The sequence below is a fragment of the Candidatus Eisenbacteria bacterium genome, assembly GCA_016867715.1.
GTDB lineage: Bacteria > Orphanbacterota > Orphanbacteria > Orphanbacterales > Orphanbacteraceae > VGIW01.
Genome location: VGIW01000021.1, coordinates 1 through 22,264 on the forward strand (window position 1 = coordinate 1; position 22,264 = coordinate 22,264).

A 22,264-nucleotide genomic window follows, 5' to 3' on the forward strand; every position below is an offset into this window, starting at 1 on the left:
GGCTTCGGCAGCCGGAACCCATCGCGAAGCACCAGGGCGCGCAGCTCGTGACGCGACCCGAAGGAACTGCGATCCTCACCGCTCTGACGGATGGAGCGGACGAAGTCCTGCTGGAGCGTTGCGGCCTCCTCCGTCTGGTCAACCGGATGCCGGGCGAGGAAATCGGTAGACGCGAAATAGACAAAGACGTCCTTGCGCGGCCCGCGCCTTCCGTGGAGGCGCTCGCCCAGGGCAAACCAATACTCCCACTGGGTGTAGGAGCGACGCGGCGCCCCGGCCTTCGGTACGCCGGGTTCGGGTTCGGCACCATAGGCATCACCGATGAGGACGATAACGCGATCGCACTCGGCGATGTAGGCTTCGAGCTTCTCGAGCAGCGTGCGGCCGTGCTGTTGGAAATCTTCCTGTACCTTGACGTCGGCGCCAACGGCGCGAAGATCGCTCGCGAGCGCGTCGCGACAATCCTTGAACTGGCCTGAGACGGCGGAGAGGAAGATCCGCGTGAAGATCCGCATGGAATCGGCACCCATTGCCTAGCTTAGTCAACCGGCCCAATCGCCGTCAAGCGTTGGATGTTCTCGTGGCCACGCTCGGATGGCCGGCTGTTGCGGCGCTGAGCGGTTCCCCGCGGACACTCGAGCTCGCGGGCGGCACCAGGCGCTGGCGCCGGGCGGTCTTCTCTTGGAAGACGCGGATCGTCTGCGAATCGAACGCCGCCTCTTCGCGCATGCCGCGGCGGAGGTTAAAGGCTTGAAGCCGCAAGCGATCCCGCGCGCAGGAAGCGGCAACGAGTTCGATCTCTCCATGCACCGCATGTCGACCACTCGAATGGCGCCGTCCGAACTCCTCACCGAACGAGAAGCGCTTCGGCGAAGAAGCTTCCCTCGCGATCCCCTTCTCGGTCGGCGGAGCGGTACTCCGCCTTGAGGACGATCCAGGAACGGGGCGAGACGAGGATCCCGCCGAGAATGTCGACCCTTCTCTCCCCCGACGGGTTCTCCGATGGATCGATGAGGTCCGCCCCACCCAGGATCTCGATCGCGTCGAAACGCTCGGAGTACTCGACGATGCGATACGCGAGCCTCCCGTACGCCAGGTCGATCGCCGCCTCTTCTTCCCCATCCCTCCGAAGCCTCCCCCACTCCGCCGCGAGGAAGAGAGGTCCGCCGCTCACGGAGAAGTCGAGGCCGAGGATCCGCGCACGCGCGGCGCCGTCCTCCTCGGCGTACGATCCCCCGATCTCGACGCCGGGCGTTGGGGAGAGCCCGACGCGCCCTCCGACCGCCTCGCCGCTCGTCCCCCCGAGCGGGCCGAGAAGCGTGTCCGCGAGCGCCGCGGGGAAGCCCTCGAGGATCCCCGCGGCGACGTTGAGCGCCCCGCCCACGAGATCGCCGAAGAGAGCGATCCCCTCGTTCGGGCCGCTCCGAAGGGGCGGGCGGAGGACGAACCGGTTCACGCGATGCGGCGCCCCGCGCGCCTCGATCCCGAACGGAAAGAGAAAACGTCCCGCGCGGAGGGAGAGCGCCCGCGGATGAACGCGAAGGTCCGCGCGCGCCTGCCCGAGGGCGAGCTTCGCCGGATCGTAGAAAGCGAGCCCTTCGGCGAAGTACGCGAGCCGATCGAAGAGGGTGCCCGCGGCCCAGATCCCCGAGGCGGCGCGCTCGGTGAAGCGCGTTCTCCACCCGCTCCCCTCTCCCTCCGGCTTCCGTTCGAGGACCCCGCTCGCCCCCGCGAACCCGTAGAGCCGAAGGCGATCTCTCTCCTCTTCGGGGAAGAAAACCTCGTGGCGATAGTTCCAGACGCCGGACGCGAGGGCGGGGAACGCGCCGACGAGGAGAAGCACGAAAACCGCGGGGAGCCGCACGCCGCCCCTCCTCTAGTCGCCGGACCAGCAGCCGGTCGGCCGCCCGTCCCGATCGAATGCGTTTTCGATGTGAAGGATCTCCTCCGGACCGCCGGCAGGATCGGAGAGAGCGATGATGTCGAAGCGGCACGGCCGTTCGGCGAGGCCGTGCTCGACAAGGAATGCGGCGGCGGCGGAAGCGAGCCGGCGGCGCTTCCTCGGGCCGACCGTCTCCGCCGGAGAGCCGAACGCCTCGCTCCTCCGGAGACGGACCTCGACGAACACGATCCACCGGCCGCGCTCCGCGACGAGATCGATCTCCCCGCGGCGGGTCTGGTAATTCCGCGCGCGGATCCGAAAGCCGCGCCCCTCGAGGTGCCGCGCGGCGATCTCCTCCCCGCGCGCGCCCATCCGGCGGCGGCCGTTCATCGGGCCGCCCCCTCCGCCCCCCGCGTCTCCGCGAGGAACGGAACATGAAAGGTTCGACGATGAACCAACGACGGCCCGTGGGCGGCGATCGCCCGCGCGTGCTCCTCGGTCGGGTACCCTTTGTGGCGGTCGAACCCGTAGACCGGGAAGATCCGGTGGAAGCACTCCATCAGGCGGTCCCGGACGACCTTCGCCACGATCGACGCGGCGGCGATCGAGGGGACGAGGCGATCGCCGCCGGTCACGGCGATCTGGCGGAAGGGGAAGGGCTCGAGACGGACCCCGTCCACGAGGACATAGTCGGGCGGGAAGCCCAAGGCGCGCACCGCGCGGATCATCGCCTCGCGGGACGCCTCGCGGATGTTCCGGCGATCGATCTCCTCCTCGGAGGCGAGGCCGACGCCGATCCCGTCCGCGGAGTGGAGGATCGAGGCGAAGAGAGCCGCCCGCCCCTCGGGAGAGAGGCGCTTCGAGTCGTCGAGACCGGAGGGGACGCGGTCCGGATGCAGACAAACGGCGGCGGCCGCGACCGGGCCGGCGAGGGGTCCGCGGCCCGCCTCGTCCACCCCGACGATCCTCTTCCCTTCGCGCCAGCCGAGGGCGTTCTCGAGGTCGGGGGCCGTTCGCTCGCGGCGCGGGCGCCGGGCGGGAGACAGGAAGGCCGTCTCCGCGCGCGTCGCTTCGAGGAGACGGCCTGCGATTTCGGAGGAAAAGGCGCCCTCGGGGGCCACTACCCCCGGTCCTCCTTGAGGCGGGCGGAACGTCCGGTCCTTTCGCGCAGGAAGTAGAGGCGCGCGCGCCGCACCTTCCCCTTGCGGAGAACCTCCAGGGAGGCCACCGAAGGGGACTGGATCGGGAACACACGCTCCACGCCGATCCCGCCGCTTACCTTGCGGACCGTGAACGTCTCGGAGTGGCCGGAACCCTTCCTCTGGACCACCACTCCCTGAAAGACCTGGATGCGCTCTTTGTCCCCCTCGCGCACGAGGACGGACACGGCGACCGTGTCCCCCGAGGAGAACTCGGGGATGTCCGTGCGGAGCTTGTCGGACTCGAGCCTGCGGATCGTATCCATTGGCGTCACCATCCTTCGAAGGGGCCCCGGGACCCCGACAGACGCTTGAATGTACCATAGATCCCCGCCCTGTCAACCCCGGAAAACGAGGGACAGAACCTGTTTCCGGCCCCTTTCCTTACGTCGCCAGGGCGATGGACACCTTTCTCCAGGGTGTCCGTCACCCGAGCGAACAAGGCGCGGCGGGAAGGGGCTCCCCGCCGAGCGGTCGCGTGTGTTATCCTGAACCACAATAATCGGAACGCCCCGCGGAGCGCGCGGCCAGAAACGGCTCCGCCGTGGAAGGCGTTGTCTTCCGTTTCGCGGGTCGGCGACCCAAGGAGGTGCTCATGAAACGCAGGGCGATCGCGGCGGCGCTCCTTCTCTTGGCGGGGGCGAGCGCCGGAGAGGCCCAGATTGTCTTTGTCTTCGAGACCGTTCTTCAGAAAGGGGACGTGATCCCCGGGGTCGGCGCGGTGACCACCATCGACAACCTCGCGGTGAACGATCACGGCGCCTGGCTCGTCGAGGCGGACACGGACCACTCGAACACCAACGCGGACGCGGTGATCATCCAAAACGGCGCGCTCTACCTTCGCGAGGATCAGCCCCTTCCGCGGCCCCCGGGATCGAGGCTCGACACGTTCGACTCGGTCCGCCTGAACAACCACGGGCACAGCGGCTGGAACTTCTTCCTCTCGGGGACGAGCGGAAGCCTCGACGACTCCGGGATCTATTACGACACGACGCTCGTCATCCAGGAGAGCGACATCTCGACCGCGCCCGGGTTCACTCCGGGAACCCCGTACATCGGGTTCTTCGAGACGCACATCAACGACGCGCGCGAGATTCTCATCGTGGCGAGCGTCGACGACCCTGCGATCGCGACGAGCGTGGACCGCGCGCTCGTGATCGCGATGGTCGATTCGGTCGGGGACCTTCTCTCCGAGACGCTCCTCGCGATGGAGGGTGACACGCTTCCGGGCCAAAGCGAGGGGATCACCGACTTCGGAACCGGCCCCCACGAGAGCGCGTTCAACGATAGCGGAGACGTGCTCTTCTTCGCAGACCTCACGGGAGCGACGACGACCGACGGCGTGATCTATCGGAACCTCACGCTCCTCGCGCAAGAAGGAAGCCCGTCCCCGCTTCCGGGACGGAACTACGAGACCCTCTCCTCGCGCGGGCTCGACCTGAACAATCAGGGTGGATACGTCTTCAAGGCGAACCTCGACGGGAGCACCGCGGACGATGAGGCGATCGTGAAGAACAACACGATCCTCGCCCGCGAGGGCGGAACGATGCCGGGCATCGCGCCGTACCTGCTCACGTCGTTCGGAACCGGGAGCGGCCCCGTGCAAATCGGCGACAACGGAAAGGTCGTCTGGTTCGGCGATTGGGACGATCCGAACACGAACATCGACACCGGGCTCTTCCTGGACAGCGTGCTGATCGTTCAGGAAGGGGTGACGATGGTCGGGGACGATCTCATCGACGAGATCGCGAGCGGGCAGGACGCGTTCGACCTCTCGTCGAGCGGCCGGTGGCTCCTCTTCGAGGTGACCTTCACGAACGGGAACAACGCGGCGGTTCTTCTCGACCTCACCGATCCGACCTCGGTGACGGAAGCGTCCGACCTCGTGTCTCCGGCAGTCCTCCAGGCGGCGCCGAACCCCTTCGCGAGCGGGACGACGATCCGCTTCGGTCTCACGGAACGGGAAACCGTGAGCCTTCGCGTGTACGATGTCCGCGGAAGGCTCGTCTCGGTTCTCGCGGACGGCGCGTTTTCGGCAGGCGAGCATGTCGTCTCCTGGAACGGGCGGGACGATCGGGGGCGGACCGCGTCGGCGGGCACCTACTTCGTCCGACTCCGGACCGCGGACGAGAGCCGCTCGTTCCGGCTCGTGCGCGTGCGGTAGGCGGAGACCGCGCCACTCCGAACGGCCGTCTTCCGCGAGGAGGGCGGCCGTTCGTTCGTGGGGCTCTCCGGCGCCGAAACTGCGGCGCCGTAACTCTGCCTTACTTCTCCAGGAGATCCGGCCTTCTGCGGCGGGTGATCTCGAGAGCGCGGTCTCTTCGCCACGCGGCGATCTTCGCGTGGTCGCCGGAGAGAAGAACGTCCGGAACCTTCATGCCTCGATATTCAGGAGGCTTGGTGTAGTCGGGCGCGCCGAGAAGCCCGTTCGCGAAGGAGTCGGCGTCGGCGGAATCCTCGTTCCCGAGAACGCCCGGGACGAGGCGAATCGCGGCGTCCATGAGCGCGAGCGCAGGGATCTCGCCCCCGGACAACACGAAATCGCCGATCGAGAGCTCAATGTCGACGAGCGCCTCGCGGAAACGCTCGTCCACGCCGCGGTAGCGCCCAGAGACGAGGATCCACGCCTCCCCGGAGGCGATCTCCCGCACGCGCTCCTGCCGGAGCGGCTCCCCCTTCGGCGTGAGGAGAATGACCGGCACGCGGCTTCCTTCCGTCTCGCGCACCCACTCGACCGCTCGGAAGAGAGGCTCGGGCTTCATCACCATTCCCGGGCCCCCGCCGTAGGGGGTGTCGTCGGTCGTCTGATGTCGGTCCTCGGCGAAGTCGCGGAGGTTCACCGGGACGATCTCCGCCTTCCCCGCCGCGAGCGCCTTTCCGGTCACCCCCTCGGCGAGCGGCCCCGGGAAGAGGCCGGGGAAGATCGTGACGACGTAGAAGCGCATCGATTTCCTTTGTCTATGGACGATTGATCTCCAAAAGACCGGCAGGAGGATCGACGATCATCCGGCCGCTTTCGAGATCGATCAAGACGACGATGCCGGGCGCCGCGGGGATGAGATGCTCTTCCTCCGCGCCCCGCACGCGGTAGAGATCCCCCGCCGGATACTCGAGGACCTCCTCGATCGTGCCGATCGCGCGTCCTTCCCTCGTCCAGACGGCGAGACCGACGAGCTCCTCGCGGAAAGGCCCCTTCGCGCCGGCCGCCTCGAGATCCCTGCGGTCAGCCCACGCCTCCGCCCCGCGGAGCCCCTCGGCCTCGGTCCGGTCGTCGATCCCTTCAAGCTTCAAGAGAAACACATCGCCGTGCGGGCGGACCGACTCGACGAGAAACGCGCGGATTTCCTCCTCCTCGTCGGCGAGAAAGACACGCCGGAGAGCGGGGAGGGCCGGATCGAGCAGGCGCGAGACCTTGAGGCGGACCTCGCCCCCGAGCCCGTGGACCCGTCCGATCGTCCCGAGATGAATGCGCGCCGCCTTGGGCATGGAGGACCCGCCGTCCCGGCTACTCGACGATCTCGAGGATCGCCTTCCGCCCCTCCTTCGCCGAGAGCACGCCGAGGAGAGAGCGGATCGAGCGGGCGGTGCGGCCGTTCTTTCCGATCACCTTGCCGAGGTCCTCCTTTGCGACGCGGAGCTGGAAGACCGTCGTGTCGTCCCTTCGCGTCTCCTCGACGCGGACTTGGTCCGGGCTTTCGACGAGGAGGCGCGCGATGTACTCGATCAGATCCTTCATTCCTTGGTTTCCTCGGGAGCCGCGCTCGCCTCGGGCGGGGCGGGAGCTTCCTCGACCGGCTTCTCATCCGCATGCGGAGCGCTCGCCTCGGGGGCCTTCACCTCGGCGACCGCCGCGGCCGCGCCGCGCCGCCTCTTCCCCTTCCCCTTCGATCCATGCTTGTCGAGCGGGTGCTCGAAGATCCGCACGGACCTCTTCTTTTCTTCATCGCGAAGCGCTTCCCCGCTCCGGTGGGTTTGGAACCGGGTGAGCACGCCGGTCTTCTCGAAGATCCTCTCGACGGTTTCGCTGAGCTGGACGCCCTCGCCGAGCCAGCGGAATGTCCTCTCCTGGTTCACTTGCACCTCCGCCGGGTTCACGAGCGGATTGTACGTACCGAGAAGATCGATGTATCGTCCGTCGCGCGCCATCCGCATGTCGGCGACGACGATCCGGTAGAACGGCCCTTTCTTCCTTCCGTGTCTCGCGAGACGAATCTTGACTGCCACTTCTTCGACTCCTTTTCGAACCGATCGCGCGGTCCGACTCTCCTTTCTTCGGGCCAGGCGGCCCTCCGTCACATCCCCCAGGGGATTCCGGAGCGGCGGCCCTTCCCGGCGCGCCGCATCATCTTCCGCAGCATGTCGTACTGCCGGAGGAGCTGGTTCACCTCCTGCACGCTCGTTCCGCTTCCGCGGGCGATCCGGCGGCGGCGGCTCCCGTTCAGGACGACCGGCTCGCGGCGTTCCGCCGGTGTCATCGAGGAGAGGATCGCCTCGACCCGGGAGAGCGCCTTCTCGTCCACGTCGAGCCCCTTCGGAAGGCGCGAGGCGCCGGGGAGCATCCCGAGGATCTGGTCGAGAGGCCCCATCTTCCGCACGCTCCGAAGCTGCTCGGCGAAGTCCTCGAGCGTGAAGGAGCGCTCGCGGAGCTTCCTGGCCAGATCGCGCGCCTTCTCCTCGTCGACGGCCGCCTCGGCCTTCTCGACGAGCGTGAGGACATCCCCCATCCCGAGAATGCGCTGCGCCATCCTCTCCGGATGGAAGTCCTCGAGCGCGTCGATCCCCTCGCCGGTCCCGATCAGCTTGACCGGCTTCCCGGTCACCCTCCGGATCGAGAGGGCCGCCCCTCCTCGAGCGTCGCCGTCCATCTTCGTCAGGATGAACCCGTCGAGCCCGAGCGCCTCCTCGAACGCCGACGCCGCCCGCACCGCGTCCTGGCCGGTCATGCCGTCCACGACGAGAAGGATCTCGTGGGGCGAGGCGGCCGCGCGCACGCGGGCGACCTCGTCCATCATCTCCTCGTCGACGTGGAGGCGGCCTGCCGTGTCGACGATCACGACATCGAGGAGCTTCCCGCGCGCGAGGCGCACCCCCTCGGCCGCGATCGCCTCCGCCTTCGCGCCGGCCGCGCCTCGATAGACCTCGCACCCGGCGGCGCGCCCGAGCTGCTCGAGCTGCTCCGCGGCGGCCGGGCGGTGGACGTCGGCGGCGACGAGAAGCGGCTTCTTCCCCTTCCGCCGGAAGCGCACGGCGAGCTTCGCGGCGGCGGTCGTCTTCCCCGAGCCCTGGAGTCCCACAAGAAGAAGGACCGTCGGCGGCTGCGAGGCGAGAGGGATCGACGCGGCGCTCCCCCCGAGGAGGCGCACCATCTCGTCGTGAACGACCTTCACCACCTGCTGGCCCGGGCGAAGGCTTCCGAGCACATCCGCCCCGACCGCTCGCTCGCGCACGGCGGCGAGGAAGTCCTTGACCACTCTATAGTGAACGTCCGCCTCGAGAAGGGCAAGCCGGATCTCGCGGAGCGCCGCCTCGACGTCCTTGTCCGAAAGCTTCCCCTTCCCCCGGAGCTTTCGAAACGCGGTCTCCAGCTTGGCGGTCAGATCCTGGAACAAACCGAACCCCCCGCCCCGGGGGATTCCCGGCGCAAGGGTTTGAATCTAGCACGCTTCCCGCGCCGGAACAACGGAAAACACTGCCAGGGACACGGTAAGTGGCCCAGGTACAGTGAGCTACCCCTTCCAATTCCCCTTCGCGTCGAAGCGGTCGGTCAGGTCGAGAAGGGCTCGGAAGGCCCCGTAGCGCTGGAGAACGTGGTAGGACCCTTGCCAAGAGGTCGGCTGCTCGCGGTACCCGCGCGCGGCGAGCCTTCGGAAGGCCTCCTCGGGGGAAGAATCGACGGGAAGAATCGGCCGCCACTCCCGCCCCTTCTTCGTCGCGTTCGCTTCTGAGAGCTCGGAGAGACGGCGGATCGCGCGGAAGTCCCGGATCGACTCGACCCATTCGCGAGAGAAGAGGATCCCCGTGTTGAAGACGAGAGAGGTTGCGATGAACTGCTCGGCGAGAGGAAGAGCCATGAGATCGGCCGATGGCCATCCGTCGAGGTCGCCGCTCTTCTTCTTGCGCGCGAGCTTCTCGGCGGCGATCTCTTTTTCGTATAGGTACATGAGCCCCGAGGCGACGACCGACTCGCGGAAACCGACGCGCCGCGCGATCCCCACCGCCCGGTCGCCGGTTTCTCCGCGCCGCTCCTTTCGCGCGCTTCGCTCGAGCGCGGTCCCGAAGCTCCGGTCGAGCCGCCGGGCGAGATCTCCGTGGCGCTCGATCGCAGCTCCCATGTTGTCGCACCCAAGATGATACCCGAGGTCGATCCGCTCCGATCCCTCCTCGAGAAGGTGCTTCTCCTCGAGGAAGAGAAGCGCGCCCCCCTCCGCGATGTAGGTCGCGACGATCTCGAGGTCCGAGAGGCGCACCGAGCGGTTCTTCTCCATCTGGTGCGCGTTGATCGTCCGGGCGACGTCCCGCACGAGCGCGAGGAAGACGCTTTCCCGCTCCGCCGTGTCCCACTTCCGGTCGACGAATCCGAAGTAGCGTTTCGGGAAGACCCCCGAGGAGAGATACGACCGCATCTTGAAGACCTCGTACCCGACGACGGTCGTGAGGATCTCTTGAGGGCTCAAGGGAAGGACGCCGAGACCTTCCCCCTTGAGATCGATCTTCTCCTTGAGGTTCGCGAGGATCTCGCGCCGGAGGGTCTCCGCGACCTTGGCGGAATCCGCGCCGGCGAGAAGGGAGATCTCCGCCGCGCCGCGCCCGATCCTTTTCTCCGCGCTTTGACGAAGGGACTCGCGATCGGACCGGTCCTCCACGAAGCGCGAGAGCGCGACATCGAGATCATTCGGGGGGTTCGCGTCCCCTTCGCCCGCAGAGACGGAGAGCGCGAAAGAGGCGAGCCCGAGGAGGGCGGAAACCGCAGCGAGGGCGCGGCGGGGCCTCATCCCGCGCCGCCTTCGAGCATCGCGCGGATCTCCCGCGCGCGGTCGGGGGCCCGAAAGATCACCGACCCGGCCACGAGAAGATCCGCGCCCGCTCGGAGGACGCGCGGCGCCGTCCGCGAGCCGATCCCGCCGTCCACCGAGATCAGGTACGAGAGACCGTTCGCGTCGCGGAAGCGCGCGGCCTCCTCGATCTTCGCGAGGACCTCCTCGCGAAAGCCCTGGCCTCCGAAACCGGGGGAGACGCTCATGAGAAGGAGATGGTTGAGACCTTCAAGATAAGGGCATACCGCATCGAACGGGGTTTCGGGATTCAGCGCGAGGCCGGGGAGAGCGCCGCTCCTTCGGATCGTCTCGAGGGTCCCCGGAACATCCGCGGACGCCTCGACATGAAACGAGATCCAGTGCGAGCCGGCCTCTCGGAAAGCGGGGACGAGATGCGCGGGCTCGACGACCATGAGGTGCGTGTCGAGAACGCAGGTAGTGAGCTTCGCGATCGCCCGCACGATGAGCGGGCCGAAGGTGAGGTTCGGGACGAAGCGGCCGTCCATCACGTCGAGATGGAGGATGCGCGCCCCCGCTTCCTCCACGCTCCGGATCTCCGCCTCGAGACGGGAGAAGTCGGCGGCGAGAAGCGAGGGGAGAACCTGCGGGGTGCTCATGGCGAGGACACCGTGAGCTCGATCGCGGTCTCGCGGTCGACCCGCTCCCCGGGGAGCGGCGTTTGCTCCAGGACCACTCCCGGCGGCGATTCGGGATCGGCGCGGTAGGTGACGCGCGCGAGAGGAAGCTGAAAGAGGCGGAAGTGGCGGTTCACCGCCTCGATCGCCTTTCCGTTCAGGTCGGGCATCAGGAAGCCGGTCGGCGGGGGGCCGAGGCTCACCAGCACGCGGACCGGTTCGCCGGAGGCGGCGGGAGTCCCCGCGATCGGCGAGGTCGCGATCACGAGGTCCCTTTCGATCGCTTCGTGGGGAACGTAGCCGTCCCCCTCGACCCGGAGCCCGGCGCGAGAGAGAAGGATGCGCGCCTGCCGCACCCGCTCCCCCGCGACCTCCGGAACCGTCGCCCACCTCGGACCCCGCGAGATCGTGACCGAGATCTTCCTCCCCTGCTTCACGCGGCCGCCCGGGCTCGGGATCTGGTGGACGATCACCCCGGAATCGGCTTCCGCATCGAACACTTCTTTCTCGATGACGAGATCGAGGTCCGCCTCGGCGAGGGCCCGCGCCGCTTCCGGCTGGAGGAGGCCGATCACGTCCGGAACGACCGTCGAGCCGCCCTTCCGGACGACGAAGCTCATCGCGAGGTCCATCACGATCATGCCCCCCGCGAAGGCGGCCGCGGCGAGGAGAAGGCCGATCAGTGCGAAACGGAGCGCGCGCATCCGTCGCGAACCCTCCTGAGCCGGGCGGCGAAGGCCCCCTCGCAGCCGTGGATCTCGGGAAGAACGCGGACCGTCCCGTCGGGCGCGAGCGCTCCGTCCGGGACCTGGACCTCGGGGGGCTCCATGCGGAAGCGGCCGTCCTCGCGGAGGAAGCGGGCGACCGTCTCCTCGTTCTCCTCCGGCTCGGTCGTGCAGGTACTATAAAGGAGGAGACCTCCCGGCTCAACGGCATCCGCGACGGCCCGAAGGAGCCGGAGCGCGAGCGCGGCGAGGCGCGCGATGTCCTCCTCGCGGACCCGCCACCGGAGGTCGGCGCGCCGCGCGAGCGTCCCGAGCCCGGTACACGGCACATCGACGAGAACGGCATCGAAGCGCGTCCCCTCGCGGAGCGGGAGGTTGAGCGCGTCGGCGACCGCCGTACGGACGTTGTCGAGACGGAGCCGCGCCAGGTTCTCCCGGAGCCTTCCCATCCGCCAGAGCGAGCAGTCGACCGCGACGAGAAGCCCTCCCGGCGCCGAGGCGGCGATCGGGAGCCCCTTCCCTCCGGGGGCGGCGCAGCAGTCGAGAACCCGCGCGCCGCGAGGAAGGGGTCCGGCGAGCGAACCGACGAGCGCCGCTCCCTCGTCCTGCACGAGAACCCGCCCCTCGCGAAACGAGCGAAGAACGGTCGGATCCCCCCCGTCGGGAAGGAGCAGAACAGACGGGGAGATCCGGCTCCGGCGCGTCTTCCGCCCCTCCTTCTCGATCTCCCGCGCCACGCGGTCGAGATCCCCGTCCCGCACCACGCGAAGGGAGAGAGGGGGCGTTCGGTTGGCCGCCTCGAGACGGCTTGCCGTCGCCGGGACGCCGAGGCGGGAGACCCAGCGCGCCGCGAGCCACCGCGGGCACGACAGCGCCACGGAAAGATGCCCGGCCGGGTCCTCCTCGAGGGAGGGCGCCCCCTCGGGGACCCCCTCGCGGAGCACCCCCCGGAGGACCGCGTTCACGAGCCTCGACGCCGGCTCCCCCCCGGCTTCGCGCGCGGCCCGCACCGTCTCGTGCACGGCGGCGCGGCTCGGAACGCTCGAGAGATACAGAATCTGGTAAAGACCGATCCGTAGAAGGTTTCTTGTTCGAATATCAAGATCTTCGGGATTTCCCCGCTCGAGCACCCGTTCGAGGATCCAGTCGATCCTCCCGCGCATCTGGAGGGTGCCGCGCGCGATCCGCCGGGCGAGCGACCGTTCGCGCGCGTCCTTCCCCGCGAGGAAATCGCTCTTCCGGAGAGCGCGATCGAGATGCGCCCCTTCCTCGACAGCGACGAGAGCGGCGAGGGCGGCGCCTCGGGCGCGCGAGCGGGCCACGGTCAAGCCCCTTCCGCGAGCGAACGCCCGGCGGCGAAGCGGACGCCCGAGAGGAGCGCGCGGTCCTCCATCCTCTTTCTTCCGGGGAGCTGCACCTCGGCGAGGCGGACCGCTCCTTCCCCCGCCGCGACGACGAGACCGCTCTTCGGATCGGCGGCGAGAACCGTCCCCGGCGGACCGGCGCCCGGGGCGCGAAGGACGCGGTAGACGCGGAGCATGCCGTGCGCGCTCTCGGTCTCGGCGATCGGCTTCGGGTTCATCGCGCGGACGAGGTTCTGGATCGATCCGGCGTCGCGGCTCCAGTCGATTCGCGCGTCCTCCTTCCGCACGGGAGAGGCATAGGTCGCCTTCTCGTGCTCTTGCGGCCGCCTCGGGCACTCTCCCCGCTCGATTCGGTCGAGCGTCTCGAGGAGGAGATCGGCGCCGGCCTCGGCGAGGCGCGCGGCAAGCTCCCCCGCCGTCTCCTCCGGGCCGATCGGGAGCGGCAGCGAGAGGAGGATATCCCCCGTGTCGAGGCCCTCTGCGATCTGCATCGTCGTGACGCCGGTCTCCGTTCTCCCGTCGAGGAGCGCGCGCTCGATCGGGGCGGCCCCGCGATACAACGGAAGGAGCGAGGCGTGGAGGTTCACGCACCCGAAGCGGGGGAGGCGGAGGAACGCGGGCTTTAGGATGCGCCCGAAGGCGACGACCGCGACGACGTCCGGACCGAGGCGCGCGATCCCCTCGAGCGTCTCCGGGGCGGACGGCCGGGCCGGCTGCAGGATGGGGAGCCCGAGGGCGAGACCCCTCTCCTTCACGGGCGACGGGAGGAGGCGCCTCCCCCTCGCCCGCGGGCGATCGGGCCGGGTGAGCACGCCGACGAGCGTGTGGCGGGAGGAGCCCGCGATTCGATCGAGGCTCGGGAGGGCAAAGACGGGGGTTCCCGCGAAGAGAACCTTCACTCCTTAACGACCTCTTCCGGCTGGAGGACCCCCTCGACCGCGCTTCGGACCACCTCGACCTTCACGTTCTCGGAAAGCCGGACCACGACGATCTGCTCCTTCTCCTTGACGCCGATGATCGTCCCGAGGAGCCCGCCCCTCGTGAGCACGCGGTCCCCCTTCTTGAGGGCGGCGAGCATCTTCTGCTTCTCTTTCTGTCTCTTGATCTGAGGTCCGAGAAAGAGAAACCACCAGATAACGAAGAGACCTCCGAACAGGATCAGCATCGACCATCCCGGGGCCCCCGACGAAGAGGAGCCTCCGGAGGCGCCGAGCGCGAGAAGCGGCCGTATGTCCATCGTGACCTCCTGGATCGGGGAATCGAGCCGCCCGCGGGGAAGGGATCCCGCCGGGGTTCCGGAGCGGTTCCGTCCCCGTGCGCGGCGAGGCCATCTTCGCGGATTCGCGGGCCCGGAGCAACAAGAAACCGGGCGAGCGGGCGGGACGCGTTTTCGGATTCGCCTCTCCGCCCGCTTCATGCGATCATGCGAGGGAGCATCCGACGTCGAACATCCGTTCCCGAAAGGGAGAGAGGACCCGACCGAAATGAGACGAACCATCCGATCCGCCGTTCCCGTTCTTCTCCTCCCGCTTCTTCTCCTCTCGTGCGAGGGGGAGAAGAGCCGAACCGAGGAGAGAACCCCGCCACCCGCCGCCGAGCAGAGGACGCCCCCACGGCCGGAGACCGCCGAAACGCCGGCGATGCCCGCCGGAGAGAGAGGAGCGATCGCCTCAATGCTCGGCATCGATCTCGCCGATCTCGTTCGCGACCCGAGCGGGCTCGAGTACGTCGTGCGCCGTCCCGGGACGGGCGAGACGCCGAAGACGGGCGAGCGGATCCGCGCGCACTACACCGGCTATCTGCTCGACGGGAAGAAGTTCGACTCGAGCGTCGACCGGGGCGCCCCCTTCGAGACGGAGATCGGGGTCGGCCGCGTGATTCCAGGATGGGACCTCGCCTTCACGAACATGCGCGTCGGCGAAAAGCGCGTTCTCTTCATCCCGGCCGATCTTGGCTACGGAGCGCGCGGCGCCGGCGGCGGCGTGATCCCGCCGAACGCGGATCTCGTCTTCGACGTGGAGCTCATCGACATCGTGAAGTAGAAGCGCCCGGACTAGCGGCGCGGGTCCTCGAGCCCCTCCTCCGAGCGGTAGGTTTCGAGGAAGGCGGCCGACCAGGAGGGGAAGGCGTCCGCGCGAATCGCCTCTCGCGCGCCTTCCATCAACCGGAAATAGAACCGGAGGTTGTGGAGCGTCGCGAGGCGAAGGGCCAAGATCTCGCCGACCGAGAAGAGATGCCGGATGTAGGCGCGGCTGAAGCGCCGGCACGCCGGGCAATCGCACGCCGGATCGGGCGGACGGTCGTCACTCGCGTAGGCCGCGTTCTTGACGACGAGCCGCCCGCGGCTCGTCAGCATCGTTCCGTTCCGCGCCATCCGCGTCGGAAGGACGCAATCGAAAAGATCGAACCCTGAAGCGATCGCGGCGAGGATGTCCTCGGGGAACCCGACCCCCATGAGATAGCGCGGCTTCTCCTCGGGGAGGAGAGGCGCGGTGAAGGCGACCGCCGCGAGGAACGCCTCCTTCGGCTCGCCGACCGAGAGACCGCCGGCGGCATAGCCGGGGAAGCCGATCCCCGCGATCTCCTCGGCGCTCCGCCTGCGAAGCCCCTCGTCCGCTCCCCCTTGCACGATGCCGAAAAGGAGCGGCCGCTTCCCCTCCGGAGTCTCCTCAGGCCCGGTCTCCTCGAGCGCGCGCTTCCCCCTCGACGCCCAGAGGGTCGTTCGGCGGACCGCCGTCTCGATCTCTCTTCTCTCGAACGGATAGGGCGGGCAGACGTCGAGGCTCATCGCGATGTCGGTCCCGAGCGCCGCTTGGATCCGCACGGCGAGCTCCGGAGTCAGATCGTGAAAGGAACCGTCGATGTGCGATTGGAATCGGACCCCCTCGTCCCTCACCTTGCGGAGCGCCGCCAGGGAGAAGACCTGGAAGCCCCCGCTGTCGGTCAAGATCGGCCGGGGCCATCTCATGAATCGGTGGAGGCCTCCTCGCTCGCGGATGAGGGCGTGGCCGGGGCGGAGGTAGAGATGATACGTGTTCGCGAGGAGGATCGACGCGCCCGCTTGTTCCACCTCGAGCGGATCGAGCGTCCGCACGGCGCCCCTGGTCCCGACCGGCATGAAAGCGGGGGTCGGCACGGCTCCGTGGGCCGTGAGGAGCGTCCCCGCCCGCGCGGCCCCCTCCCCGTCGCGCGCCTCGATCGTGAAGATCGCCTCGCTCATGCGGCCTCCGGTCGATCAGGAAACGCCCCTTCCGGCCGGTTCGCCGGAAGGGGCGCGCGGTTCCATGCGAGACGAGATCCTCACCGGACGAGAAGCATCTTCCTCGTCTCGGTCCTCTTCTCCGCCGCCAGGCGGTAGAGATAGACGCCCGAGGCGACCTCGCGTCCCAGGTCGTCGCGCCCGTCCCACAGGACGGCGTGAGTCCCCGCCGCCTTCTCGCCGTCCCACAAGGTCCGGATCGCGCGCCCGGCGGAATTGTACACGAGAAGCGACGCGCGCGCGGCGCTCGGGAGCGAAAAGGCGATCGTCGTTTGAGGATTGAAGGGATTCGGCTCGTTCGGCCGAAGATCGAACGGGAAGGTCGTGGGGACCGGTCCCGCGACGGAGATCTGGATGTCCCCGTTCTCGAACGTGATCGAGTAGGCGGCCGCCGAGCCGGTTCTGGCTCCGTTCACGACGATCACCGCGATCTGCCTGAGGTCCGACCCGGGTCTCGAGACGATGTAGTCCGCCAGGTTCAGCGAGTCGAGTGGAACGTCCTCGCGGATGAACCCGCCGCCGAGAGTCCCCTTCAGGCGGAGAAGGGCGACCACCCGCTGCTTCGTCCCCGGAGTCCCCTCGAAGCGGATGCGCAGGCGATCGATCGTCGCCATTCCTTTGCACTGGAAGAAATTCGCGGCCATCCGCGCCACCGAGCCGGTGTGGGAATCCGGATACGCCTCGACGACCTTCAGGATGCCGGGCATCGGGTACGAGGCCGCTTCCTCGTAGCCGTCGCTCGTGGAATCCGCGAAGATTGAGCTCTTGTAGTTCCACGTCGCGTAGGTGGTGAAGGCGCTCGCGAAGTCCGACCCCTGATCGGTGATGATGGCCGCGTAAGAAGCGGTCGTCGTCTCGCCCGGGTACGCCTCGCGGCGCTGCATAAGGGCAAGGCCCATTCCGAGCCCCCACGTCTCGCAGAGATGATGCTGCCAGATGCAGTCCTCGTAACTTCCCGAGCCTCCGTAGTCGAGCGACTGATCGGGATGCGAGATGCCCGACCCCGAACCAAGATAGTTATAGTAGTCGTTGGTTTCGTCGTAAACGACATCCTCCATCCAGGTCGCGTCGAGCTCGACCCAACCGCCCATCGCCATCGCGCCGGTCGTGTTCATTTGGCTCGCGTGCTTGAACTCGTGCGCGCACGTCACCTTCGCCGCGCCCTTCTGCGTCCCCTCCGGATCCTGGTTCGAGGGAAACCCGACGAAGTCGTTCTCGATCACGATGCGGCTCCGTCCGTGGCCCATGTCCATCGTGTAGCCGTAGGCCCCCATGTTCTGGAAGGAGATCGGGTAGAGCTCGCCCGGGGAGAGCGCGGGAGGGTTGAACCCGAGACCGTCGATCTCGCGGTGCCACGAGGAGTCGCAATAGGTCGCGACCCACTCGACGTAGTCGGGGACCCCGTTCGCTGGGTTGATGTCCGCTTGCGGAGGGGCATGCTGCCCGCTCGTCTCGTAGGTGAGGCGGAAGAGCCCCGCAGGGCTGTCGTAGGTCATTGCGGTCGTCTTTCCGACGAGCAGCGATCCGGAAAGATACCGGTCGATCTCCTCCGCCGCGGCCGGGCTCATCGTCGCCCGCATGCGATCGAACTCCAGAATCGCGGGGGTGAGGCACTTGAGAGGGATCGCGCGCTCGGGAAGAAGATCCGCGCGGACGGTCTCCGGAGAGAACGCGTAGCGGAAGGTCTGAAGAACGGCCTCTTCCTCTGTGAGCCGTCCCTCCCGGACCGCATCGCGGACGATCGCGGAGAAATCCTCGCCGGGCGCGGCGGCGAATCCCAAGGTCGCATGAAGAACCCCGAAGAGACAAAGGATCGAAACCAGAACGAAACGCATCTTCTTCCTCCAAGGGAGCGGGAATCGGGAGAACCGGTCCTTTGCGATCTGTGGTTATTCTAATGGAAAACGAAAGGCGCGTCAATCGGTTCGGGGCGCGCCGCGCCGTGCGGCCTCCGCGCGATCCGGGCGAGGCACGCCTCAGACGATCAGCGTGCAATCCCCGTAGCTGTAGAACCGGTAGCCGGCTTCCACCGCGGCGCGGTACGCGGACTTCATCCGCTCGAGCCCGGCGAAAGCGGCGACGAGAACGAAGAGCGTCGATCGCGGAAGGTGGAAGTTCGTGAGGAGCGCGTCGACGACCTTCGGCTCATAGGGAGGGCGAATGAAGAGATCGGTCCATCCCGACCCGGCGCGGACTGTTCGTCCCTCCGCGGCGGCCCCCTCGAGCGTGCGGACGACCGTCGTCCCAACCGCGACGACGCGCCCTCCCTTCTCTCGCGCCCGCCGAATTGCGGCGGCCGTCTCCTCGGGGACTCGGTAGAACTCCGCCTCGAACCGATGGCTCTCGATCCGGTCGGCGCGAATCGGACGGAAGGTTCCGGGCCCGACGTGCAGCGTGAGGCGCGCGGCGGCGACCCCCCGCGCCCCGAGGTCGCGAAGAAGCGCCTCGGTGAAGTGGAGCCCCGCGGTCGGAGCGGCGATCGATCCCTTCTCGCGCGCGAAGACCGTCTGGTAGCGCGTCCTGTCCTCTTCGACCGGTTTACGGCGGATGTACGGGGGAAGCGGAACCTCTCCCGCCCGTTCGAGCGCGCTCTCGATCGCTTCGCCTTCCGGGAACCGCACGATCCACTCCCCTTCCCCGGCGGGACGGACCGTCTCCCCTTCGAGGCCGGCCGATTCGAAGCGAACGAGGCTACCCCGCCGCACCCGGCGGGCGGGCTTGAGGAGAAGGACCCACTCCCCTTTTCCGAGCGGACGCACGAAGAGCGCCTCGAGCGGACGGCCGCCCACGGCTTCCCCTCGGAGACGCGCGGGAAAGACGCGCGAATCATTCAGAACGAGAAGATCGTCCTTAGAAAGTTCTTCGGGAAGACGCCGGGCGACGGAATGCCGGATCGTGTTCTTCGACCGATCGATCACCATCATGCGGGAGGCCGCGCGATCGGGAAGCGGGAACTGCGCGATCCGATCCGCAGGAAGGTCGAAGTCGAAGTCGGAGAGGTTCACCGCGGTCAGAGGAGCCGGTCCTGGCCCGGCCGGCGGGCGCCCGGAGGCAAGGCACCGAGATGGCGGAACGCCTCGAGCGTCGCGACCCTTCCCCGCGGCGTCCGCATGAGAAGCCCCTCGCGCACGAGAAACGGCTCGTGGACCTCCTCGATCGTGTCCGACTCCTCTCCCACCGAGATCGCGAGCGTGTCGAGGCCGACCGGACCTCCGTCGAAACGCCGCACGACCGCATCGAGGATGCGGAGGTCCATCCCGTTCAGGCCCCTTTCGTCCACGTCGAGCCGCTCGAGCGCGTGCCGGGCGAGCGGCCCGTCGATCACGCCCTTCCCCTCGACCTCTGCGAAGTCGCGCACCCGGCGGAGAAGGCGGTTCACGACGCGCGGCGTCCCCCGCGAGCGGCGGGCGATCTCCCCCGCTCCTTCCCGATCGAGCTCGATCCCGAGGATTCGGCTCGATCGGTGCGCGATCCGCTCGAGATCCCCCGGCTGATAGAAATCGAGATGGCACTCGACGCCGAAACGGCTTCTCAGGGGGCGCGTGAGGAGCCCGGAGCGGGTCGTCGCTCCGACGAGAGTGAACCGGTTGAGATGTAAACGGACAGAACGCGCGTGCGGTCCTTTGTCGATGAGGATGTCGATCTCGAAGTCCTCCATCGCCGGATAGAGGTACTCCTCCACGTTGCTGGTCATCCGATGGATCTCGTCGAGGAAGAGGATCGACCGTTCGGGAAGGCTCGTGAGGAGCCCGGCGAGATCCCCCGGCCGATCGAGAACGGGCCCCGAGGAGGCCCGGATCTCCACGCCGAGCTCCTCGGAGAGGATCCGCGCGAGCGTCGTCTTTCCGAGACCGGGGGGCCCGGAGAGAAGGACATGGTCGAGCGCCTCGCCCCGCTTCCTTGTCGCCTCAATGAAGACGCGGAGGTTCGCTTTCACCTTGTCTTGTCCGATGAAGTCCTCGAGCCGCGTGGGGCGGAGAGTCTCTTCGAGGCGGTCTTCGCCCGGAAGCGGGCTCCCCGCGACGAGCTCCGTCCCCTGCGGACGCTTCTCCTCAGACATGCGCGAGCGCCTCCCGAACGAGCTCTTCCACCGACGGCTCCTTCCCCGCGCGGAGCGAAAGCGCGTGCGCGATCGCCTGCGAGGCGCGGTCCGGTTTGTAGCCGAGCGCCTCGAGGGCAAGGCGCGCCTCCATCGCCACGCCCCCCGCCGCCGCGAGCGCGGCTCCCTCGACGCCGCGCTCGGTGAAGCGGCTCCGGAGCTCCACCACGAGCCTCTCCGCGCTCTTCTTCCCGATCCCCGGAATCCGCGAGAGCTCCGCCGTGTTCCCGTCGACCACGGCGCGCCGAAACGGATCCGGACGCATCGCGGAGAGAACGGAGAGGGCGATCTTCGGTCCGACGCCCGGAACGACGAGAAGAAGGCGGAAGAGATCGAGCTCGGCCTTCGTCGAGAAGCCGAAGAGCTGGATCGTCTCCTCCCGGAGATACGTGTGCGCGAAGAGCCGCACCCTGGTCCCCTCGCGCGGGAGATCCTCGAGGGTCGAGAGCGAGACGGTCAGCGCGAAGCCGACGCCTCCGACGTCGACGACCGCCCGCATCGCCCCCTTCTCCGCCAAGACGCCCTCGACGTAGGCGATCACCGTGCCGCCCTCGAGTGCGCGCGATGGCAATGGCAGACGGCGACCGCGAGCGCGTCCGATTCGTCCGCCGACCGAACGCCCTCGCGGAGCGAGAGAATCTGTTGAACCATCAAGCGAACCTGTTCCTTCGATGCGAGGCCGTTTCCGACGACGGCCGACTTCACCTCGTTCGGAGGATACTCGAAGACCGGGAGGCCCGCCTCCGCCGCCGCGAGCATCACGACCCCACGGACGTGTCCGATGCGCGAGGCGGTGCGGGGGTTCACCCCCTGGTAGACGTCCTCGACGGCGACCTCGTCGACAGTCCCCTCGGCGAGGATCCCGGCGACGCCCGCGTGGATCCGGAGGAGCTTCTCCGCGAGGCGGGCTTCCCTCTCCGTCCGGATCGTTCCGGAGCGAAGATGCTCGATGCGGCTTCCGTCGAGACGGAGAAGCGCGAAACCGGTGCCCCTGCCTCCCGGATCGATCCCGAGGACGATCATGAGCTTCTCCCGAGGATGGCTACTCCTCGGAGGAGCCGAGCTCCTCGAGGACTTCGTCCGGGATGTCGAAGTTCGCGGACACCTGCTGGACGTCGTCGTGATCCTCGAGACTCTCGACGAGCCGAAGGACCTTCCCCGCGTGTTCCTTGCCGACGGGGACGGTCGATTTCGGGAGGCGCGTCAGGCTCGCGCTCGAGGGCGGAGCTCCCGCCGCGCGAAGGACCTCGGCGACCTTGGAGAGATCGGCCGGGGCGGTCGTGATCTCCCACGAGTCCCCCTCATCCGACACGTCCTCGGCGCCCGCGTCGAGCGCCGAGAGCATCAGGTCCTCCTCGCTGAGCGATCCCTTCTGGACGACGACGAGCCCCTTCTGCGCGAACAAGTAGGAGACCGAACCGACCTCGCCCATGCGGCCGCCGTACTTCGTGAGGAGATGCCGCACCTCCGACGCGGTGCGGTTCCGGTTGTCCGTCACGGTCTCGATGAGGAGGGCGACGCCCCCGGGCGCGTACGCCTCGTACGCGACCTCCTCGATCACCTGTCCCGGAAGATCGCCGGTTCCCTTCTTGATCGCGCGCTCGATGTTCGCCGCGGGCATGTTCGCCGCGCGCGCCGCATCGATCGCGGTTCGGAGACGCGGGTTGCCGTCGGGGTCTCCCCCGCCGTTCCGCGCGGAAACCGTGATCTCGCGGATGAGCCGCGTGAAGATTCGGCCGCGCTCCGCGTCGACCTTCCCCTTCTTCCGACGGATGGTCGCCCATTTCGAATGACCCGACATTGCGCACCTCGACCGGAACCCGGTCCGCGCGAGGCGCTTCCCGCGCCCGGCGCGCGCGATTGTAGCACACGCCGCGCGGGCGAACAACGCGCCGCGCGGCTCGGTCCCTTCGGCAGCCTAGATCATGCCGCGCTTCCGTCGCGAGGGCGCGGAGCGCGCGCCGAGAGGCCGACCGGTACGAGCCGCTCCCGGAAACGTAGCCCCGGAGCTACGCTCTAGGAAGCGGCGATGGAAGGAAGGCCACTTGAGGCCGCGATCCGCGTCCG

25 protein-coding genes are annotated in these 22,264 nt (G+C 68.2%); 2 read left to right on the forward strand and 23 right to left on the reverse strand.

Annotated features, from left to right (window positions below):
- The 5 genes from FJY73_05825 to rplS form a co-directional block, all read right to left on the reverse strand.
- A partial coding sequence (locus tag FJY73_05825; GenBank protein ID MBM3320180.1) for a DUF4062 domain-containing protein occupies nt 1–515 on the reverse strand: 515 nt, incomplete at its 3' end.
- A 332-nt stretch (nt 516–847) separates the two neighbouring features.
- Nucleotides 848–1,864, reverse strand: coding sequence for a hypothetical protein (locus tag FJY73_05830; GenBank protein ID MBM3320181.1), 1,017 nt, complete (start codon nt 1,862–1,864; stop codon nt 848–850).
- 12 nt (nt 1,865–1,876) lie between these two features.
- Nucleotides 1,877–2,272, reverse strand: a complete 396-nt coding sequence (locus FJY73_05835; GenBank protein MBM3320182.1) for a YraN family protein — start codon at nt 2,270–2,272, stop codon at nt 1,877–1,879.
- Nucleotides 2,269–2,928: a ribonuclease HII gene (locus FJY73_05840; protein MBM3320183.1), complete on the reverse strand. Its 660-nt coding sequence runs from the start codon at nt 2,926–2,928 to the stop codon at nt 2,269–2,271. Before FJY73_05840 ends, FJY73_05835 begins: the two co-directional genes overlap by 4 nt.
- A gap of 74 nt (nt 2,929–3,002) precedes the next feature.
- The gene (rplS, locus tag FJY73_05845; protein MBM3320184.1) at nt 3,003–3,347 is read right to left on the reverse strand and encodes a 50S ribosomal protein L19; all 345 of its coding nucleotides are present in this window, start codon (nt 3,345–3,347) and stop codon (nt 3,003–3,005) included.
- 329 nt (nt 3,348–3,676) lie between these two features.
- Here rplS and FJY73_05850 point away from each other — a divergent pair, with 329 nt between their 5' ends.
- A complete protein-coding gene (locus tag FJY73_05850) occupies nt 3,677–5,245 on the forward strand; it encodes a T9SS type A sorting domain-containing protein (GenBank protein ID MBM3320185.1) in 1,569 nt (522 codons plus the stop codon).
- Between the two features lie 100 nt (nt 5,246–5,345).
- Here the strand turns inward: FJY73_05850 and trmD are convergent, their stop codons facing one another.
- From trmD to yajC, 11 genes are all read right to left on the reverse strand, one after another.
- Nucleotides 5,346–6,026, reverse strand: coding sequence for a tRNA (guanosine(37)-N1)-methyltransferase TrmD (gene trmD, locus FJY73_05855; protein MBM3320186.1), 681 nt, complete (start codon nt 6,024–6,026; stop codon nt 5,346–5,348).
- A gap of 13 nt (nt 6,027–6,039) precedes the next feature.
- Nucleotides 6,040–6,567: a 16S rRNA processing protein RimM gene (gene rimM, locus FJY73_05860; protein ID MBM3320187.1), complete on the reverse strand. Its 528-nt coding sequence runs from the start codon at nt 6,565–6,567 to the stop codon at nt 6,040–6,042.
- 19 nt (nt 6,568–6,586) lie between these two features.
- Nucleotides 6,587–6,817, reverse strand: coding sequence for a KH domain-containing protein (locus FJY73_05865; protein MBM3320188.1), 231 nt, complete (start codon nt 6,815–6,817; stop codon nt 6,587–6,589).
- Nucleotides 6,814–7,305, reverse strand: a complete 492-nt coding sequence (rpsP, locus tag FJY73_05870; protein MBM3320189.1) for a 30S ribosomal protein S16 — start codon at nt 7,303–7,305, stop codon at nt 6,814–6,816. Before rpsP ends, FJY73_05865 begins: the two co-directional genes overlap by 4 nt.
- 68 nt (nt 7,306–7,373) lie before the next feature.
- Entirely contained in the window at nt 7,374–8,690 is a 1,317-nt protein-coding gene (gene ffh, locus FJY73_05875; GenBank protein MBM3320190.1) for a signal recognition particle protein, read from the reverse strand.
- A gap of 117 nt (nt 8,691–8,807) precedes the next feature.
- Nucleotides 8,808–10,073 carry a hypothetical protein gene (locus FJY73_05880; protein MBM3320191.1) on the reverse strand — a complete coding sequence of 422 codons (1,266 nt, stop codon included), beginning with the start codon at nt 10,071–10,073 and terminating at the stop codon, nt 8,808–8,810.
- Nucleotides 10,070–10,732: a ribulose-phosphate 3-epimerase gene (gene rpe, locus FJY73_05885; protein ID MBM3320192.1), complete on the reverse strand. Its 663-nt coding sequence runs from the start codon at nt 10,730–10,732 to the stop codon at nt 10,070–10,072. Before rpe ends, FJY73_05880 begins: the two co-directional genes overlap by 4 nt.
- A complete protein-coding gene (locus FJY73_05890) occupies nt 10,729–11,454 on the reverse strand; it encodes a PASTA domain-containing protein (protein MBM3320193.1) in 726 nt (241 codons plus the stop codon). Before FJY73_05890 ends, rpe begins: the two co-directional genes overlap by 4 nt.
- Complete coding sequence (rsmB, locus tag FJY73_05895; GenBank protein MBM3320194.1) at nt 11,430–12,803, reverse strand: 16S rRNA (cytosine(967)-C(5))-methyltransferase RsmB; 1,374 nt, start codon at nt 12,801–12,803, stop codon at nt 11,430–11,432. The genes FJY73_05890 and rsmB overlap by 25 nt, the downstream gene beginning before the upstream one ends.
- Nucleotides 12,800–13,738 carry a methionyl-tRNA formyltransferase gene (locus FJY73_05900; protein ID MBM3320195.1) on the reverse strand — a complete coding sequence of 313 codons (939 nt, stop codon included), beginning with the start codon at nt 13,736–13,738 and terminating at the stop codon, nt 12,800–12,802. The genes rsmB and FJY73_05900 overlap by 4 nt, the downstream gene beginning before the upstream one ends.
- A complete protein-coding gene (yajC, locus tag FJY73_05905; protein MBM3320196.1) occupies nt 13,735–14,076 on the reverse strand; it encodes a preprotein translocase subunit YajC in 342 nt (113 codons plus the stop codon). The genes FJY73_05900 and yajC overlap by 4 nt, the downstream gene beginning before the upstream one ends.
- A 247-nt stretch (nt 14,077–14,323) precedes the next feature.
- Between yajC and FJY73_05910 the strand changes: the two genes are divergently transcribed.
- A complete protein-coding gene (locus FJY73_05910; protein MBM3320197.1) occupies nt 14,324–14,881 on the forward strand; it encodes an FKBP-type peptidyl-prolyl cis-trans isomerase in 558 nt (185 codons plus the stop codon).
- An 11-nt stretch (nt 14,882–14,892) separates the two neighbouring features.
- Here the strand turns inward: FJY73_05910 and tgt are convergent, their stop codons facing one another.
- The 7 genes from tgt to FJY73_05945 form a co-directional block, all read right to left on the reverse strand.
- Nucleotides 14,893–16,059 (reverse strand): tRNA guanosine(34) transglycosylase Tgt, encoded by a 1,167-nt coding sequence (gene tgt / locus FJY73_05915; GenBank protein MBM3320198.1) that lies wholly within the window; start codon nt 16,057–16,059, stop codon nt 14,893–14,895.
- Between the two features lie 80 nt (nt 16,060–16,139).
- Nucleotides 16,140–17,933, reverse strand: a complete 1,794-nt coding sequence (locus tag FJY73_05920; protein MBM3320199.1) for a T9SS type A sorting domain-containing protein — start codon at nt 17,931–17,933, stop codon at nt 16,140–16,142.
- 141 nt (nt 17,934–18,074) lie between these two features.
- A complete protein-coding gene (gene queA / locus FJY73_05925; protein MBM3320200.1) occupies nt 18,075–19,103 on the reverse strand; it encodes a tRNA preQ1(34) S-adenosylmethionine ribosyltransferase-isomerase QueA in 1,029 nt (342 codons plus the stop codon).
- A gap of 5 nt (nt 19,104–19,108) precedes the next feature.
- Nucleotides 19,109–20,158: a Holliday junction branch migration DNA helicase RuvB gene (gene ruvB, locus FJY73_05930; GenBank protein MBM3320201.1), complete on the reverse strand. Its 1,050-nt coding sequence runs from the start codon at nt 20,156–20,158 to the stop codon at nt 19,109–19,111.
- Nucleotides 20,151–20,738: a Holliday junction branch migration protein RuvA gene (gene ruvA / locus FJY73_05935; protein MBM3320202.1), complete on the reverse strand. Its 588-nt coding sequence runs from the start codon at nt 20,736–20,738 to the stop codon at nt 20,151–20,153. The genes ruvB and ruvA overlap by 8 nt, the downstream gene beginning before the upstream one ends.
- Nucleotides 20,735–21,220 carry a crossover junction endodeoxyribonuclease RuvC gene (gene ruvC, locus FJY73_05940; GenBank protein ID MBM3320203.1) on the reverse strand — a complete coding sequence of 162 codons (486 nt, stop codon included), beginning with the start codon at nt 21,218–21,220 and terminating at the stop codon, nt 20,735–20,737. Before ruvC ends, ruvA begins: the two co-directional genes overlap by 4 nt.
- A gap of 19 nt (nt 21,221–21,239) precedes the next feature.
- A complete protein-coding gene (locus FJY73_05945) occupies nt 21,240–21,998 on the reverse strand; it encodes a YebC/PmpR family DNA-binding transcriptional regulator (GenBank protein ID MBM3320204.1) in 759 nt (252 codons plus the stop codon).
- Nucleotides 21,999–22,264: the final 266 nt, after the last annotated feature.